The sequence below is a fragment of the Nitrobacter sp. JJSN genome (genome assembly GCF_051912485.1).
Lineage (GTDB): Bacteria > Pseudomonadota > Alphaproteobacteria > Rhizobiales > Xanthobacteraceae > Nitrobacter.
This window is the reverse complement of the sequence record NZ_CP196822.1, coordinates 1311391-1326474: the sequence shown is the minus strand read 5'-3', so window position 1 is coordinate 1326474 and position 15084 is coordinate 1311391. Positions and strand designations below refer to the sequence as shown.

General features: G+C 61.4%; 14 protein-coding genes and 1 pseudogene. 5 read left to right on the top strand and 10 right to left on the bottom strand.

Annotation, left to right across the window (positions count from 1 at the left end):
• Window positions 1–37 precede the first annotated feature (37 nt).
• Window positions 38–568, bottom strand: a complete 531-nt coding sequence (locus ACSZOQ_RS06540; RefSeq protein WP_439925180.1) for a DedA family protein — start codon at window positions 566–568, stop codon at window positions 38–40.
• Between the two features lie 142 nt (window positions 569–710).
• On the opposite strand from ACSZOQ_RS06540, the gene ACSZOQ_RS06535 reads away from it, so the two are divergent.
• The 3 genes from ACSZOQ_RS06535 to ACSZOQ_RS06525 all read left to right on the top strand — a co-directional run bounded on the left by ACSZOQ_RS06535 (window position 711) and on the right by ACSZOQ_RS06525 (window position 3457).
• Complete coding sequence (locus ACSZOQ_RS06535; RefSeq protein ID WP_439925179.1) at window positions 711–1079, top strand: hypothetical protein; 369 nt, start codon at window positions 711–713, stop codon at window positions 1077–1079.
• Between the two features lie 101 nt (window positions 1080–1180).
• The gene (gene parE / locus ACSZOQ_RS06530) at window positions 1181–3238 is read left to right on the top strand and encodes a DNA topoisomerase IV subunit B (RefSeq protein WP_439925178.1); all 2058 of its coding nucleotides are present in this window, start codon (window positions 1181–1183) and stop codon (window positions 3236–3238) included.
• Window positions 3239–3268: 30 nt separating this feature from the next.
• A complete protein-coding gene (locus ACSZOQ_RS06525) occupies window positions 3269–3457 on the top strand; it encodes a hypothetical protein (protein WP_439925177.1) in 189 nt (62 codons plus the stop codon).
• Between the two features lie 72 nt (window positions 3458–3529).
• Here ACSZOQ_RS06525 and ACSZOQ_RS06520 read toward each other — a convergent pair whose 3' ends face one another.
• The 5 genes from ACSZOQ_RS06520 to ACSZOQ_RS06500 all read right to left on the bottom strand — a co-directional run bounded on the left by ACSZOQ_RS06520 (window position 3530) and on the right by ACSZOQ_RS06500 (window position 8429).
• Complete coding sequence (locus ACSZOQ_RS06520; protein WP_439925176.1) at window positions 3530–4087, bottom strand: fasciclin domain-containing protein; 558 nt, start codon at window positions 4085–4087, stop codon at window positions 3530–3532.
• 232 nt (window positions 4088–4319) lie between these two features.
• Window positions 4320–5048, bottom strand: a complete 729-nt coding sequence (locus tag ACSZOQ_RS06515; protein ID WP_439925175.1) for an anti-sigma factor — start codon at window positions 5046–5048, stop codon at window positions 4320–4322.
• Window positions 5033–5587, bottom strand: coding sequence for a sigma-70 family RNA polymerase sigma factor (locus ACSZOQ_RS06510; RefSeq protein ID WP_439925174.1), 555 nt, complete (start codon window positions 5585–5587; stop codon window positions 5033–5035). The genes ACSZOQ_RS06515 and ACSZOQ_RS06510 overlap by 16 nt, the downstream gene beginning before the upstream one ends.
• A 75-nt stretch (window positions 5588–5662) precedes the next feature.
• The gene (locus ACSZOQ_RS06505) at window positions 5663–6937 is read right to left on the bottom strand and encodes an FAD-dependent oxidoreductase (protein ID WP_439925173.1); all 1275 of its coding nucleotides are present in this window, start codon (window positions 6935–6937) and stop codon (window positions 5663–5665) included.
• Window positions 6938–6962: 25 nt separating this feature from the next.
• On the bottom strand, window positions 6963–8429 hold the full coding sequence (locus tag ACSZOQ_RS06500) for a caspase family protein (RefSeq protein ID WP_439925971.1): 1467 nt from the start codon (window positions 8427–8429) through the stop codon (window positions 6963–6965).
• Between the two features lie 564 nt (window positions 8430–8993).
• Between ACSZOQ_RS06500 and ACSZOQ_RS06495 the strand changes: the two genes are divergently transcribed.
• Both ACSZOQ_RS06495 and ACSZOQ_RS06490 read left to right on the top strand, forming a co-directional pair.
• Complete coding sequence (locus ACSZOQ_RS06495) at window positions 8994–10445, top strand: DEAD/DEAH box helicase (RefSeq protein WP_439925172.1); 1452 nt, start codon at window positions 8994–8996, stop codon at window positions 10443–10445.
• 178 nt (window positions 10446–10623) lie between these two features.
• Window positions 10624–11437 (top strand): annotated as a pseudogene (locus ACSZOQ_RS06490) (GGDEF domain-containing protein).
• Between the two features lie 81 nt (window positions 11438–11518).
• On the opposite strand, the gene ACSZOQ_RS06485 reads toward ACSZOQ_RS06490, so the two are convergent.
• From ACSZOQ_RS06485 to sufD, 4 genes are all read right to left on the bottom strand, one after another.
• A complete protein-coding gene (locus ACSZOQ_RS06485; protein WP_439925171.1) occupies window positions 11519–11923 on the bottom strand; it encodes a HesB/IscA family protein in 405 nt (134 codons plus the stop codon).
• A 58-nt stretch (window positions 11924–11981) separates the two neighbouring features.
• Window positions 11982–12368 (bottom strand): iron-sulfur cluster assembly protein, encoded by a 387-nt coding sequence (locus ACSZOQ_RS06480; RefSeq protein WP_439925170.1) that lies wholly within the window; start codon window positions 12366–12368, stop codon window positions 11982–11984.
• Window positions 12365–13609, bottom strand: coding sequence for a cysteine desulfurase (locus ACSZOQ_RS06475; RefSeq protein WP_439925169.1), 1245 nt, complete (start codon window positions 13607–13609; stop codon window positions 12365–12367). The genes ACSZOQ_RS06480 and ACSZOQ_RS06475 overlap by 4 nt, the downstream gene beginning before the upstream one ends.
• A gap of 154 nt (window positions 13610–13763) precedes the next feature.
• Complete coding sequence (gene sufD / locus ACSZOQ_RS06470; protein WP_439925168.1) at window positions 13764–15083, bottom strand: Fe-S cluster assembly protein SufD; 1320 nt, start codon at window positions 15081–15083, stop codon at window positions 13764–13766.
• Window position 15084: the final 1 nt, after the last annotated feature.

Sequence of the window (15084 nt, the reverse complement as noted above, 5' to 3'; positions counted from 1 at the left end):
CATCAGCGCTCGGCGTCAACGCGGAAACAACTCAGACTCAAATCGCACGCCAGACCCATTCGACGATCCGCGAGATGAGGTCGCCGAACAGCAGCAACACCGCCGACCAGATCAACGCCGAAATCCAGTTGGCGAACTGAAAACGCCAGTACGGCATTGCAAAGATTCCGGCGGCAAGCGGCACGGTGGCGCGCAGCGGTCCCAAAAACCGCCCGATGTAAATAGATGGGATACCCCATTGCTGCACGAAAGCCTGGCCGCGCGGCAACAGATCGGGATACCACGACAGCGGCCACATACCGGCGACGTGATCCTTGAACTTGAAACCGAGCCAATAAGACAGCCAGTCGCCAAGCGCCGCGCCGATACCGCCCGCGACCCAAACCGGCCAGAAGCTGATGCCGCTCGCACCGATCAGCGCGCCGATCGCGATCAACGCGCCCCAGGCCGGGATCAAAAGCGATATGAACGCCAGCGACTCGCCGAAGGCGAGCAGGAGCACGATGGGAGCGGCCCAAACCTGGTGATCGCGCACGAAGTCGACCAGGCCGCGTCCGACGTCTTCCATTCCAGAGCGCCTCTCATTCGGTCCTCGCCAGCGGCGATGCGTCGCCACAGGTAGCCAGCCCGTCCCGCGACTTCAAGTCACAAAGACGCTGACTATGCTAAGTCTCCGACCGGCATTCAGTCAGACATTGAAGGGACGATAGATGATCGGGTCATTGATGATATGCGTGAGTGTGGTGATCCTGCTGGCGGGCATGATCGCTGGTATCGCCATGGGGATTCAGCAGAATTTTGTCCTTGCGCCGGCTCACGCCCACCTCAACCTGATCGGCGGCGTGCTGTTATTCCTGTTCGGCCTGTATTACAGGGTGGTTCCGGCCGCGGGCCGAATGATGCTGGCCCGGATTCAGGGCTGGCTTCACATTCTCGGCAGCATTCTGTTCCCGACCGGAATTGCTCTCGTGCTGGTGGGCGGACCCGCCTATATCGCAGCGCCCGTCGTCGGCTCGCTGGTCGTGGTGCTGGCTACAGCGCTATTTTTGATCGTGGTGTTCCGCAGCAGGGAAACCTGATGCCAGACCGTCCGAATAGGGGCGATGACCACATTTCCAGCCCCATCCATGGCATATTCAATGGCAATCGATTCGCCCGCGCGAGCAACACTTAAAGAGCTATGTCCAAATCACTGAAATCTACCACAAAAACGAAATCGTCCGACGATTTGTTTGCCGCTTCCGAAGCCAAGGGACGCTCCCCTGCCCGCGCCTCTGGGCGTGCGTCTGGAGCCGAGGCCGACTACACCGCCGCCGACATCGAGGTGCTGGAGGGACTTGAGCCGGTCCGCCGCCGCCCCGGCATGTACATCGGCGGCACCGACGAGAAAGCGCTGCATCACCTGTTCGCCGAGGTGATCGACAACGCGATGGACGAGGCGCTGGCGGGGCACGCGACCTTTATCGTCGTCGAACTGACCGTCGACGGCTTCCTTACCGTTACCGACAACGGACGCGGCATCCCGGTCGATCCGCACCCGAAATTCCCGAAGAAGTCGGCGCTCGAAGTCATCATGTGCACGCTGCATTCGGGCGGCAAGTTCGACTCCAAGGTCTACGAGACCTCGGGCGGCCTGCACGGCGTCGGCGTGTCCGTGGTCAACGCCCTCTCCTCCCACCTCGAAGTGGAGGTGGCGCGCAGCCAGAATCTCTACAAGATGACCTTCGAGCGCGGCCATCCCAAGGGCAAGCTCGAAGACCTCGGCAGGATCGCAAACCGCCGCGGCACCACCATCCGCTTCAAGCCGGACACCGAAATCTTCGGGCCCAAGGCCGCGTTCAAACCGCAGCGTCTGTTCAAGATGACGCGCTCGAAGGCGTATCTGTTCGGCGGCGTCGAAATCCGCTGGCGTTGCGCGCCGGAACTGCTCAAGGGCCTCGACGACATTCCGGTGGAAGCGACCTTCCACTTCCCTGGCGGCCTCAAGGATTATCTCGGCGCCGCGATCCATAACGACACGCTGGTGCATCCGGACATCTTCTCCGGCAAATCGGGGCGCAACGGCGCGCATGGCGCCTGCGAATGGGCGGTGGCGTGGACGGCGGACGCTGACGGCTTCCTGTCCTCCTACTGCAACACGGTGCCAACACCCGACGGCGGCACTCACGAGTCGGGCATGCGCAGCGCGCTATTGCGCGGGCTCAAGGACCACGCCGAGCGCGTCGGCCAGGGCAAGCGCGCGGGCTCCATCACGTCCGAGGACGTCATGGTCGGCGCCGCGGTGATGCTCTCGGTGTTCGTGCGCGAGCCGGAATTCCAGGGCCAGACTAAGGATCGCCTCGCCACCGCCGAAGCCTCGCGGATCGTCGAGCAGGCGATCAAGGACCCGTTCGATCACTGGCTGTCCGGCAATCCGGTGCAGGCCAACAAGCTGCTCGATTTCGTGGTCGAACGCGCCGATGAACGGCTGCGCCGCCGTGCCGAGAAGGAAACCTCGCGCAAGAGCGCGGTGAAGAAGCTGCGCTTGCCCGGCAAGCTCGCCGACTGCACTAACACCGCGACCGAAGGCTCCGAACTGTTCATCGTAGAAGGTGACTCAGCCGGCGGCAGCGCGAAGCAGGCGCGCGACCGCAAGACGCAGGCCGTGCTGCCATTGCGCGGGAAAATCCTCAACGTGGCATCGGCAACCAAGGACAAGGTCACCGCCAACGCCCAGTTGGCCGACCTGATTCAGGCGCTCGGCTGCGGCACCGGCGCCAACTATCGCGACGAGGACCTGCGCTATTCGCGCGTCATCATCATGACCGACGCCGACGTCGACGGCGCACACATCGCCTCGCTCCTGATCACATTCTTCTATCGGCAGATGCCGCACCTGATCGACGAGGGGCATCTGTATCTCGCGGTGCCGCCGCTCTATCGCCTGACGCACGGCAGCAAGACGGTCTATGCCCGCGACGACGCCCACAAGGAGACGCTGCTCAAGAGCGAGTTCAACGCCAACGCCAAGGTCGATGTCGGCCGCTTCAAGGGCCTCGGCGAGATGATGCCGGCGCAGCTCAAGGAAACCACCATGGACCCGGCGAGGCGCACCATGTTGCGGGTCAAGCTTCTGACCGAGGACCGCGAAGGCACAGCGGATTCTGTCGAGCGTCTGATGGGCACCAAGGCGGAGGCGCGCTTCGCCTTCATCTCCGAAAAGGCCGAGTTCACCAGCGAGGACTTGCTGGACGTGTAGACCACCGTACGGAAGGAGCATCGTTCAGTCATGAAACCAGCTCTTGTTGTCTTTGGCATTCTCGCCCTTTTGATCGGCCTGCTCTGGATTGGCCAAGGCACCGGTTACGTGAACTGGCCGCAATCGAGCTTCATGATCCGCCAGGTGCAATGGGCCTGGTACGGTGCTGGCCTCGTCGCGATCGGCGCCGGGCTGATCGGGCTAAGTCGACGATACTGAGTACGTCAATTAGCAATGGAGCCGCGCCGGCCGCGCGAGGCAAGGTTGCGCGACCGGATCAGCGCAGTGCTGTCAGCTCGCTGGCAGCAACACCTTGTCGATAACGTGGATGACGCCGTTGGACTGTTTGACGTCAGCGATGGTCACTGTCGCCACGCCGCCGGTCTCGTCGGTCAGCGTGATCTTGTCGCCCTGCATTTTGGCCTGAAGCGTGCAGCCGCCGACCGTCTTTACCGGATGCGTTCCGCCGTCCTTTACGATCATCTTGCCGATGGCGTCGGACATGACGTCCGCCGAGACGACGTGGCACGTCAGCACCTTGGTCAGCTTAGCCTTGTTCTCGGGCTTGAGCAGAGTATCGACCGTGCCTGCCGGCAACGCAGCGAAAGCTTCGTTGGTAGGCGCGAACACCGTGAACGGTCCCTTGCCCGACAGCGTATCGACGAGGCCGGCGGCCTTCACCGCCGCCACCAGCGTGGTGTGGTCTTTCGAGTTCATGGCGTTCTGAACGATGTTTTTGTTGGCATACATCGCGGCTCCGCCAACCATCGGATTCTCGGCGAATGCGGCGCCGGTAAATGCGGTGGCAGCAAAGGCACCCGCTGCAATCATTGACATAATCTTGCGCATATCCTGTAACTCCTTGAGGTTTTCTGGTCCCTTCCGAGTGTGGGACAAGCGGAGCTACGGCAGGTATTCCGAAAAAGTTTCGGGCAGATCTCGAAAAAGGTTTCGGAGACAGAAGGTGCTTTTGCCGGCCGCTGAAGGTAGAGGGAACATGATCGGCAATGCCCCGCAGCACACGCCGATCTCGATCCGTGATCGCTAACCCTTTTTGCGACTGGGCAGCCGCCCACCTCTATTACATCGCATGCAGATCGCCGGACGCAACTACCGGTCCGGTCGGCTGCCCCGTCGATGAGCCGCCTCGCTGTTCGAGGCTGATGGCGAACAACGCGCCGGACCTGATCAGTTCGCGATGGGCAGGTGTGACGGCGAGATGAGCATTGGCGCCGACCGGGATCACGCCCAACGAAATCGGAGGATCATTGCCTTTGATGATCCACAATTCGAAGTCGTGCCCGGTCGCCCGATCTCCTGTCACATGGGAAAGACCAATTTCGCTGATGCGGGCGTCGTAGATCGCCAGATAGCGCACGTCGGTTTTGTCACCCGTCAGGGAAGCAACCAGACGCGTACCGGACGTTATGGTCGCCGGCTGAAACAGAGGAATCGCGACGGCGATGAAAAAGGCGGCCAAAGCAGCGCCGGCAAGGCCGCGCCAGAAGGAAAGGCTTTGCAAGAGGCCCGGTTTTCGTGTCGCCGACCGTCCATGATCAAACAGCCGGGCGTCGAGCCTCGTCTTCAGCGATGCGGGCGGTTGAACCTCATCATAACCTGCATTGAGTGACGACAAGCGCTGCTGCCACTCATCGACGAGCCGGGCAAAACCGAGGTCGGTCTCAATGCGCCGCGCTGCGATCTGCCGTTCGTCCGCAGACAAAACCCCAATAACGTATTCGGCAGCGAGTTGATCGTCGCCTTCGTAATCCGGATTCTTGTCTTCACCCGGTGTCATCGCTCCAGGCATTCCTTCAGTTTCAAGAGGCTCCGACGCAGCCACGTCCGCATCGTATTGAGCGGCACCGAAAACCGCTCGGCAAGCTCAACATAGCTTTCGCCGTTCAGATAAGCTCCGCGCACAGCCCCTGCACGATCGGCTTCAAGTTCGCCGAGACAGACGCCGAGGCGGTCGCGCTCCCCGCTCGTCACCGCCTGAGCCTCCGGTCCGGGCCGATGGTCGGCAACGTCGATCGCGTCGTCGATTCCAGCCAGCTGTTCGCCGCGTGCGCGGATACGGTCAATCGAATGGTTGCGCGCGACGGCCACCAGCCAGGAGATCGGGCTGAGTTCCGAAGCGACAAATCGGTCGGCCTTCATCCATATCTTGACGAACACTTCCTGCAACGCCTCTTCGGCATCGCTCTTGTCGGACAAGACACGCAGACACACGCCGAAAAGTTTCGCGCTTGTTGCCCCGTAAAGCAGATCGAATGCCGTCCGGTCCTTTATGGACACGCGGGCAATGAGATTCGTGATATCCTGTGACGTGAGCTGCTGCGGCGCCATTACCTGAAGAAACTAACCTCCCCACCGGACATTGCAATGGTCGGCAGCGTCGCCGATTGCATGTGATTTCCTGCTTCAAGGAAATTCGAGGTGTCCGTACTTCTTGTCGCTGGCCTCCGACGAATGCACATGCTCCGGCCGCACTCCCACGGCAATGAAGCGCGCAGTCAGCCCCTGCAACCACGGCACCGCGTTAATGATGCGCGCAAACAGCGGCGGCTTAAATGAACCGCTGCCGGGATTCAGTGCAGCACGAACGATATTATTCTGGATGATCACCTGCATCGCTTGCGTCACCCGCATCGGAAATTCGCGGCGGCGCTGAACGGCGGCAAGATCATCCTCGCTCACGGCGCCGCGCGCGAGCTTCGCCGCCAAAATATTAGCCGCCGCCACGGCGTCCTGCACCGCGATGTTGACCCCCACGCCGCCGACCGGCGACATTGCGTGCGCGGCATCCCCGATGCAGAGCAGCCCGGGCCTGGTCCAACGCTTCAGACGATTGACGGCGACGGTGAGCAGCTTGACGTCGTCCCAGCTTTTGACGTCCGCGATGCCCGACTTCAGGATCGGCGCAAGCGAGACGACGTCAGAACGGAATGATTCAAGGCCCTTCGCCCTGACCGTATCATACTGACCTTTGGTGATGACGTAGGCGCACTGCCAGTAGGTGCCGCGATCGAGCGTCACCATCATCTTTCCGGCTTCGATGCGTGCGAGGATGCTCTCCGTTTCGGCGGTTTTTCCGGCGCGGAACCAGAGTACGTCCATTGGCGCGCCGATCTCTTCGATCTCGAGGCCCGCGCTCGGCCGGATAATGGAATGTCGCCCGTCGCAGGCGACCGTGAGATCGGCGTTAATGTCGATCGCACCGTTCGCGTCCGTTGCGTGGACGCCAGTCACCTTGTCGCCGTCATGAATAAGCCCGGTCGCCTCGGTGCTCATCATCACCCTGAGGCTTGGGAAGCGCCGCCCCTTGTCGCGCAAGAAATTGAGAAAATCCCACTGCGGCATAAAGGCGATGAACGGGTATTTCGCGCCGGTGCGGCTAATGTCGGCAATGCGCAGCCGGGTTTTTCCGAAATAGCCTTCGAGCTTTTGCAATTTGTCGTGCGGGATTTTCAGAAAGTCATCGATCAGGCCGAGTTCGTCCATCACCTGCAAGGTCGAGGGATGCACGGTGTCGCCGCGAAAATCGCGAAAGAAGTCGGCATGCTTTTCGAGCACGATGACGTCGACGCCGGCGCGCCCGAGCAAGTAGCCCAGCATCATGCCGGCGGGTCCACCGCCGACGATGCAGCAGCGCGTGGACATCGAGCGGTATTGTTGGCGCGGAAGGCCTGCGTCCATCAACCGAGTCCTTCGAGTCGAAAAATCAGCGCCGGAAGCTCTTGATCTCCGATACGCTACCGTCGCGATAGGTCAACTCCACCGATACGGCTTTGGTTGCGGACGGCAATTTCAGATAAGGCGTCGCGTCACTCGGGATCACGCTGGGGTCACGCGGGTCGCAGGGCGGCATCTTGAGCACTCGATCCGGCACCGAGGAGTCGATACCGACTCTCACCTCGCGGATCGCGCAGCGATATGACATCAGGTGGGTATAATAGACCAGCAGTCCATTGAACTGGCGAAACGACAGCCAGCTTGTCGCGGTCATGTCGAGGATTTTCCGCTGATCGCGGATCAGCGCGACTTCCGGATCGAACCGGACCGGAAACGGCCCCTGCATCTCGCCGCTGGCATCGACATAGCGCATCTGGATCGTCGCCGCAGCCGCGTCGGCGGAAAGTTCGATCGCGGGATTGGGCATGCGCTTGCGGGTCCGCGGGTCGAGCGTGTCGAGAAATCCAGTTTCCTTGAATGGACCGCTGTCGCCCATGCGCCAGGAAATCCCGAGCGCGGGATCGGCTATCGAGAACACCACGGTCCACCCGCCATTGTGGCGCGAGAAATTCGCGATCGGTGCGTTGACGGCCTCGTTCGACGGCGGCTTCAGCGGTGCGACCGGAGGTAGCGCTGCGACTTGCTGTGCAGGCTCGGCGGGCGCTGCCTGCGGCTGCGCTTTGGCAAGGCCATTCAAAAAGACATCGTCAACCATCTGATCGAAATAGACCGGCACTTGCTTGTGCCGCACCGTCTCGGCCATTTCGCTGACGGTGCGTCGGGTGCGCTGCGCCACCTGCACCATGTTCTCGCCGGGTTGCAACAATTCCTTGACGAAGATGCGGGTGAACACCGAATTGGGATTGGCGTCGTCGTCCGACAGGCGATCGAGCGCGGTCTGCCGCGGTCCGGCGGAGAACACCGAGAACACGCCCTCCGGCAGTTGCGTCATCGGTGCAAGCCCCGCGCCGCCGGCGACCGCGCGGGTACCCTTGCGCTCGAACGGATTGTTGCGGCAGGCGTCGAACACCAGGATCGAGGTGCGCGCCTTCTTGTTCTGCAGCCGTTCGACAATGCGGTCGGCAAGTATCGAGGCATCGCGGACCAAGTCCTCCTGCCCTTCAGTGGCGGCAGGCACGTCGGTCGGCAGCAGATAGTTCTGGCCGGCAATCTCAAAGCCGTGGCCGGCGTAGAAAAAGAACGCGGTGTCGCCGGCCTCGATCTGCTGATCGAACGCCAGCAGCGTCTGACTGAAGGCCTGACGGGTCTGGTTTTCCGCGACCATCACGCTGAAGCCGAGTTGCCTCAACGTGTCGCCCATGGCGCGGGCGTCGTTGACAGCCTTCTGAAGTTTGGAGACGTTCCGGTAGTCGTTGTTGCCAATCACAAGCGCCACACGCTTGGCCGCCTGCGCCGGGCCCGCCAGCATCAGCAGCGCGCACGCGATGCCCAGCATTGCCGCACGACCGACCGAAATGCCCCTCATCTCAACCTTCCCGTCCACCGGTCTGGCGGGTCAAACGCCCGCGCTCAAACTACGCTAGTGGAGTGGATTTGACATTCGCTACCCACTTTGCAGGAAACCCAGGAAGCGAATGTCAAATCCAAAACTCCACTAGAAACCTATAGTTGCTAGTGGTCCCGTGGTTCTAGCATTCGCAAAAGAACCTGTTGAAACGGGATGCGGATGTTAGAATCGGACCACTAGGCCATAGTCGAAAAACCACAGGCTGCGGTTCATTCGGGAGGTGTGCCCGGCTCGACTTCGCATGGCGCATTTGCTGGGTGCCTAGCAAAACATCAGGGTTTTTCGACATTTCTGCCGTTTCTGAGATTGACTTTGTGCATTTCGACCCTATGTTTCGCCTTAACGCGGCCCGGACCCGAACACGATTCCCCGGTGAGCCGCCCGTCAGCGTAAGCCAGAACCCCCTTCGCTTTTTGAAAGCACGCCGTTAAGGGGTGGAGCGCGACAGCCTTATACCTTCGATGCCGAACGGCGGTTTCGATAAGAGGCTCAATGTCTTTTTCTCATCTCGGTTTGTCCGACAAGGTGCTCGCCGCCGTTGCGGCTACAGGTTACACCACCCCCACTCCCATTCAGGATCAGGCTATTCCTCACGTTCTGGCGCGCCGCGACGTTCTCGGCATCGCCCAGACCGGAACGGGCAAGACCGCAGCCTTCGTCCTGCCCATGCTCACGCTGCTGGAGAAGGGCCGCGCCCGGGCGCGAATGCCTCGCACGCTGATCCTCGAGCCGACCCGCGAACTCGCAGCCCAGGTCAAGGAGCAGTTCGACAAGTACGGCGCTGGCCAGAAACTCAACGTGGCGCTTCTGATCGGCGGCGTCTCGTTCGGCGACCAGGACATGAAGCTGACGCGCGGCGTCGATGTGCTGATCGCGACCCCTGGCCGCCTGCTCGACCACACTGAACGAGGCGGCCTTCTTCTCACCGGCGTGGAATTGCTGGTGATCGACGAAGCCGACCGCATGCTTGACATGGGATTTATTCCCGACATCGAACGCATCTGCAAGCTTGTGCCGTTCACACGGCAAACCCTGTTCTTCACGGCCACGATGCCGAATGAAATTCGGCGTATCACCGATACCTTCCTGCACAATCCGGAAAAGGTCGAGGTCTCCAGACCAGCAACCGCGGCGGTGACCGTGGCGCAATCGCAGGTCAGTTGTGGCCGCGAACCACACGAAAAACGTGAGGTGCTACGCCACCTGCTGCGCGACGCCCAGGATCTCAAGAACGCAATCATCTTCTGCAACCGCAAGCGCGACGTCGCCATCGTCTATAAGTCGCTCCAGAAACACGGCTTCAGCGTCGGCGCCCTGCACGGCGATATGGACCAGTCGGCGCGAACCGCCTCGCTGGATCAATTCCGCAAAGGCGAACTCCCGCTGCTGGTCGCCTCCGACGTGGCCGCGCGCGGCCTCGACATTCCCGAAGTCAGCCACGTCCTCAACTTCGACGTACCACACCATCCCGACGACTACGTGCATCGCATTGGCCGCACCGGCCGCGCCGGCCGCACCGGCACCGCGATCACAATCGTCTGCCCCGCCGATTTCAAATCACTCGCCGCGATCGAGAAGCTGACCGGTCAGGCGATTCCGAAGGCTGACCTTCCCGGCTATGAAGCTCGCGCGGACGATGCCGATGCAAACTCTGGCGCCGACGTGGCATCTACAGGCCGGCCGATGCGATCCCGCCACGCACGCGACAAGGGCGGCGAGACCCACGCACGTGGCGGCAAGCGCGAGAGCCGCAAGCCACGCCGCACCAGTGGCGACCACCAGAGACACGAGGCTCCTGCTGCAACGGCCGCCGCGTCCATGGCCGCGCCGCAGCCGCCGTCAATCGGGCGAGCGCCCGCACCGCGCCGCGAGACCGTCTCCGAGCCGGCAGACCATTCTCACCTGCCGGCGTTCCTGCTCCGTCCGATCCGCGCCCGAGTCTAAGCATTTAAGGTGGGTCGGTCCCCACCCCACCTTGGCGAACATCGTTTACCGCCCGTAAACTCTCTGTCGCTATTTTTCCAGCAATACTACGTAGATATTTTGTCGTTTGGGACGACGATTTTCATGAATCGTCGGCGGGGCCGCAGAAGTGGTTGAGCTGGACGAACATGAACGCACCATGGCGTTCGCGGAGGTGGCGCTTGGCCAGATCCGATCGCTGCGACAGGCTGCGATTCCGCGCAACGGTTGGTTTCGGCGACAGACTGAAGGGAGCGGCCGAGAAACTCGGCGCCGCCGGTAACCGCGAACAGGTCAAGGCGGTCATCGAAGCGCTGATGAAGTCGACCCGCGAGATGCAGGAAACCAACAAGGCGCTGGAAAATCGGCTGGAGATCTCGAAGATCGAGATCAACAATCTCCAGCATAGTCTTGAGGCCATCAGGACCGAGAGCATGACCGATCCGCTCACCGGTCTCGGCAACCGCAAATATTTCGACCGCGCCGTCGGGGATGCCGTGGCGCAGGCTCTCAGCGAGGGTGGGCCGCTATCGCTTCTGATGTTCGATATCGACTACTTCAAGTCGTTCAACGACAACTATGGCCACTTGACCGGCGATCAGGTGCTGCGGCTGGTAGCGATATCGCTGAAGCAGACCATCAAGGGCCAAGACATCACAGCGCGCTATGGCGGCGAAGAATTCGCGGTCGTGCTTCCCAACACCGGGATACATCAAGCGGTGACGGTCGCCGATCACATCCGCCGCGCCGTGATGGCCAAGGAATTGAAGAAAAAGTCGACCGGCGAAATCCTCGGTCGTGTCACTATCTCGGTCGGCGTCTCGATTCTTCGTAGCGGCGATACCACGGACTCGCTGATCGAACGCGCCGATGCCTGCCTCTACATCGCCAAGCGCAACGGCCGCAATCGCGTTGTTTGCGAAGCCGACTCGGAATGCTCATCTTGCGCCGACATCCAGGTGCAGGTGGCCTGACGCGTCCCTCACCACCAATGACAACAATCGCCATTCTCGGCCGCAGTCCTCGCTTTCGCAGGGACGGCCGAGAGATATCGACTAGCCGTCAATCTTGGCGGGCGTGAGCTGCACGGATTCGCCGCACCCGCAGGCCGACACCTGGTTCGGATTGTTGAAGATGAATTGGGCCTGCATTTTTTCGGCCTTGTAGTCCATCTCGGTGCCAAGCAGGTACAACACCGCCTTGGGTTCGACCAGAACCTTGACGCCCTTGTCTTCGACCACTTCATCCGTCGGCCTGATGTCGTGAGCGTATTCCACCGTGTAGGATTGACCGGCGCAGCCCCCGTTCTTGATGCCGACCCGCAGGCCGACGATCTCTGAATCGGCTCGCGCCGCGAGTTCCTTGACTCGCGCCGCCGCGGCGTCGGTCAGCCGCATGACCTGCGGACGAGGTCGTGGTTTTGGCTTGGCTGCAGGTGTGCTTGGCGTCATCTCTGTCATCTGGTCAATCCTGGCGGCAAATCAAGCCTGATCATAGCATGGGCCGGGCGTAAAATCGTCACCACATATTGAGGACGAGGCGCGCTTCGTCGGTCATCCGGTCGGGCATCCACTGCGGTTCCCAGACGAGGTTGACGTTGACCACCCCGACTCCCGGAACGCTAGCGACCGCATTTTCAACCATGATCGGCAGTTCGGCCGCCGACGGGCAACTCGGCGACGTCAGCGTCATCTCGACATCGATGGCGCGGTCGTCCTTGATGTCGACCTTGTAGATCAGACCGAGTTCATAGATATCCGCCGGGATTTCCGGGTCGAACACGGTTTTCAGCGCGGCCACGATGCCCGTGCCCATGCGCTCGGTTTCCTCCGGCGCCAGCGCTGAGCTGGTCTGCACGTGACAGGCCTTGTTTACGACAGGTTTGGCTTCGGCGGTCTCGCTCATGAGAACAACTCCCGTGCCTTGATCAATGCCTGCGCCAGATGATCGACTTCCTCACGCGTATTATACATGCCGAACGAGGCTCGACAGGTCGCCGAGACATTGAACCGCTCTAAAAGCGGCATCACACAATGGGTGCCGGCGCGAACCGCGATGCCGGCGCGGTCGATCACGGTCGCGACATCGTGCGGATGCGCGCCTTTCATTTCGAACGAGATCACCGGCCCCTTGTCTCGGGCAGTGCCGATGATGCGCAGCGAGTTGATCTCGCGCAGCCGCTCCTGAGCATAGACCAGAAGATCGTGTTCGTGCGCAGCGATCCGCGCCTTGCCGATCGAGTTCACATAATCGATCGCGGCGCCAAGCCCGACCGCCTCGACAATCGCTGGCGTACCGGCCTCGAACTTGTGCGGCGGATCGCCATAGGTCACCCAATCCTGCGCGACTTCGCGGATCATCTCGCCGCCGCCGTTATACGGCCGCATCGCGACAAGATGATCATACTTCGCATACAGCACGCCGATACCGGTTGGCCCGTAGATCTTGTGACCCGTGAAGATGTAAAAGTCGCAGTCGATGTCCTGCACGTCGGCGGCGAGATGCACCGCCGCCTGGCTACCGTCGACCAAAACCGGAATGCCGCGCGCATGAGCGAGTTGCACCACATCCTTGACCGGAACGACGGTGCCGAGCGCGTTCGACATCTGCGTGATCGCCACGAGCTTCGTCTTCGGCGTCAGCAGCTTCTCGAACTCATCGATCAGGAAATTACCATCGTCGTCGACGGGCGCCCACTTGATGACGGCACCATGGCGCTCGCGCAGGAAATGCCAGGGCACGATGTTGGAGTGATGCTCCATGATCGAGAGCACGATCTCGTCGCCGGCCTTGATGTTCGGCTCGCCCCAGGACGACGCCACGAGATTGATCGCCTCGGTGGCGTTGCGGGTGAAGATGATCTCCTCAGTCCGCTTCGCGTTGAGAAATTGCGCAACTCTGGTACGACCACCTTCATAGGCTTCGGTCGCGGCGTTGGCGAGATAGTGCAGCCCGCGATGGACGTTGGCGTATTCCGTCTTGTACGCCTCCGTCATACGGTCGAGCACGGCGTTTGGTTTCTGCGCGGAGGCGGCGTTATCGAGATAGATAAGCGGCTTGCCATAGATCTTCATCGCCAGCGCCGGAAAATCCTGACGCACGCGCATCACATCATAGGAACCGTTGGCGACCGCCGGATGGGTCATTTGCTCTTCGTCTCTCTTGTCGTCTTGCCCGGCCTTATGCCGGATACCAGGTCCTTATTCTCTGCCAACTGCGCAGCCTGAAGACGTGGATCACCGGGTCACCTGCGCGAAGACGCGCCTCGCACTTTAGTCCCGGCATGACGCAACATCTTCATCACCCGCGCGCCGCAAGCCACCGCTCGGCAGCCCCGATAACGACATCGCGCAAGCCATCGTCGGCGATGGATTCGATCGCCTCGCCAACGAACGCCTGAATCAGGAGCGCCTGCGCCTCCTTTTCCGAAAGACCTCGCGCGCGCAGATAGAACAGCAGACTGTCGTCGAGCGCACCAATCGTCGCCCCGTGACCGCAGGTGACGTCATCCGCGAAAATCTCGAGTTCGGGCTTGCTGTCGGCTTCCGCATCGTCGGACAGCAGCAATGCCCGCGTCATCATCTTGCCGTCGGTCTTCTGTGCGTCGGGTCGAACGATGATCTTGCCTTGGAAGACGGAATGCGCGCGATCGTCCACCACCGCGCGGAAAATCTCCCGGCTAGTACAGTGCGGCACGGCGTGATCGACCACCAGTGTCATATCCGCGTGCTGGGTATCCTTAAGCAGGCTGACACCATTGATGCAGACATCGCTGCCCTCGCCTTCGAGCGTTGCGAACACCTGATAGCGGCTGAGCCGGCCGCCGTTCGTCAAATTGAAGAGATTCAGCTTCGACCCGCCGCCGACCGTAACGATCGCGGACGAGATATTCGCGGCATCGTCGGCATCAGCCGTGAGACGGATATGCGCAACGTCCGCCCCGTCTCCGATGGCCACGATGAGCGCGTCATGGGCCTGATAGGATTTCGCGTCATCAGCAGCGGCAAAACTCTCGATCAGCGTGGCGCGCGCTGCCTTGCCGATCGTCAGGCGGGAGCGCGTGAACGCCGACGCCGACGAAACGGTCGTCACATGGATCACGTGGATCGGCTTCGCCAGCGAGACACCATCGCCAACTTCAATGACGACGCCGTCGGTCGTCATCGCCGCGTTAAGCGACACCATGACATCCGTTGTCGCCGACGTCGTGAACAGATCGACCGACTGGTCGCCCCCGTTCAGCGCCTCGTGAAACGACTTGGCGCGGAGTCCGTTCTCCAGCTTGCCGATATCCGACAGTTGCGGCACGAACACGCCATCGACCAGCACGAACCTGTAGGCATCTCCGACGGATTGGGTTTCGAGAATCTGGCTGGCTTTCGCCAGGGCCGCCTGATCCGGCGCCGGAGCCAATTGCAGCACCTCGCGCATCAGCACGCGCAGGTCGGTGTATTTCCAGTCCTCGACCCGCCGGTTCGGCAGGCCAAGTCTCTCGTAAGCTTCGAACGCCTTCTGACGCGCGGCGGTCACCTTCCCGGCACCCGGCAACCGCGAACTCGCGACGGCAAAAGCCTCGCTCGCCGCGCGCCCGGTGTCAGTCTTTGCCAATGCAACATCCATC

What these genes read in the sequence shown, in the direction of transcription:
- ACSZOQ_RS06515 (WP_439925175.1), bottom strand. Translation starts at nt 5,048, where the DNA reads ATGCCTGGAGCGATGACACCGGGTGAAGACAAGAATCCGGATTACGAA.
- sufD (WP_439925168.1), bottom strand. Translation starts at nt 15,083, where the DNA reads ATGGATGTTGCATTGGCAAAGACTGACACCGGGCGCGCGGCGAGCGAG.
- ACSZOQ_RS06485 (WP_439925171.1), bottom strand. Translation starts at nt 11,923, where the DNA reads ATGACAGAGATGACGCCAAGCACACCTGCAGCCAAGCCAAAACCACGA.
- ACSZOQ_RS06540 (WP_439925180.1), bottom strand. Translation starts at nt 568, where the DNA reads ATGGAAGACGTCGGACGCGGCCTGGTCGACTTCGTGCGCGATCACCAG.
- ACSZOQ_RS06475 (WP_439925169.1), bottom strand. Translation starts at nt 13,609, where the DNA reads ATGACCCATCCGGCGGTCGCCAACGGTTCCTATGATGTGATGCGCGTG.
- ACSZOQ_RS06535 (WP_439925179.1), top strand. Translation starts at nt 711, where the DNA reads ATGATCGGGTCATTGATGATATGCGTGAGTGTGGTGATCCTGCTGGCG.
- ACSZOQ_RS06495 (WP_439925172.1), top strand. Translation starts at nt 8,994, where the DNA reads ATGTCTTTTTCTCATCTCGGTTTGTCCGACAAGGTGCTCGCCGCCGTT.
- ACSZOQ_RS06480 (WP_439925170.1), bottom strand. Translation starts at nt 12,368, where the DNA reads ATGAGCGAGACCGCCGAAGCCAAACCTGTCGTAAACAAGGCCTGTCAC.
- ACSZOQ_RS06505 (WP_439925173.1), bottom strand. Translation starts at nt 6,937, where the DNA reads ATGGACGCAGGCCTTCCGCGCCAACAATACCGCTCGATGTCCACGCGC.
- ACSZOQ_RS06520 (WP_439925176.1), bottom strand. Translation starts at nt 4,087, where the DNA reads ATGCGCAAGATTATGTCAATGATTGCAGCGGGTGCCTTTGCTGCCACC.
- parE (WP_439925178.1), top strand. Translation starts at nt 1,181, where the DNA reads ATGTCCAAATCACTGAAATCTACCACAAAAACGAAATCGTCCGACGAT.
- ACSZOQ_RS06510 (WP_439925174.1), bottom strand. Translation starts at nt 5,587, where the DNA reads ATGGCGCCGCAGCAGCTCACGTCACAGGATATCACGAATCTCATTGCC.
- ACSZOQ_RS06500 (WP_439925971.1), bottom strand. Translation starts at nt 8,429, where the DNA reads ATGCTGGGCATCGCGTGCGCGCTGCTGATGCTGGCGGGCCCGGCGCAG.
- ACSZOQ_RS06525 (WP_439925177.1), top strand. Translation starts at nt 3,269, where the DNA reads ATGAAACCAGCTCTTGTTGTCTTTGGCATTCTCGCCCTTTTGATCGGC.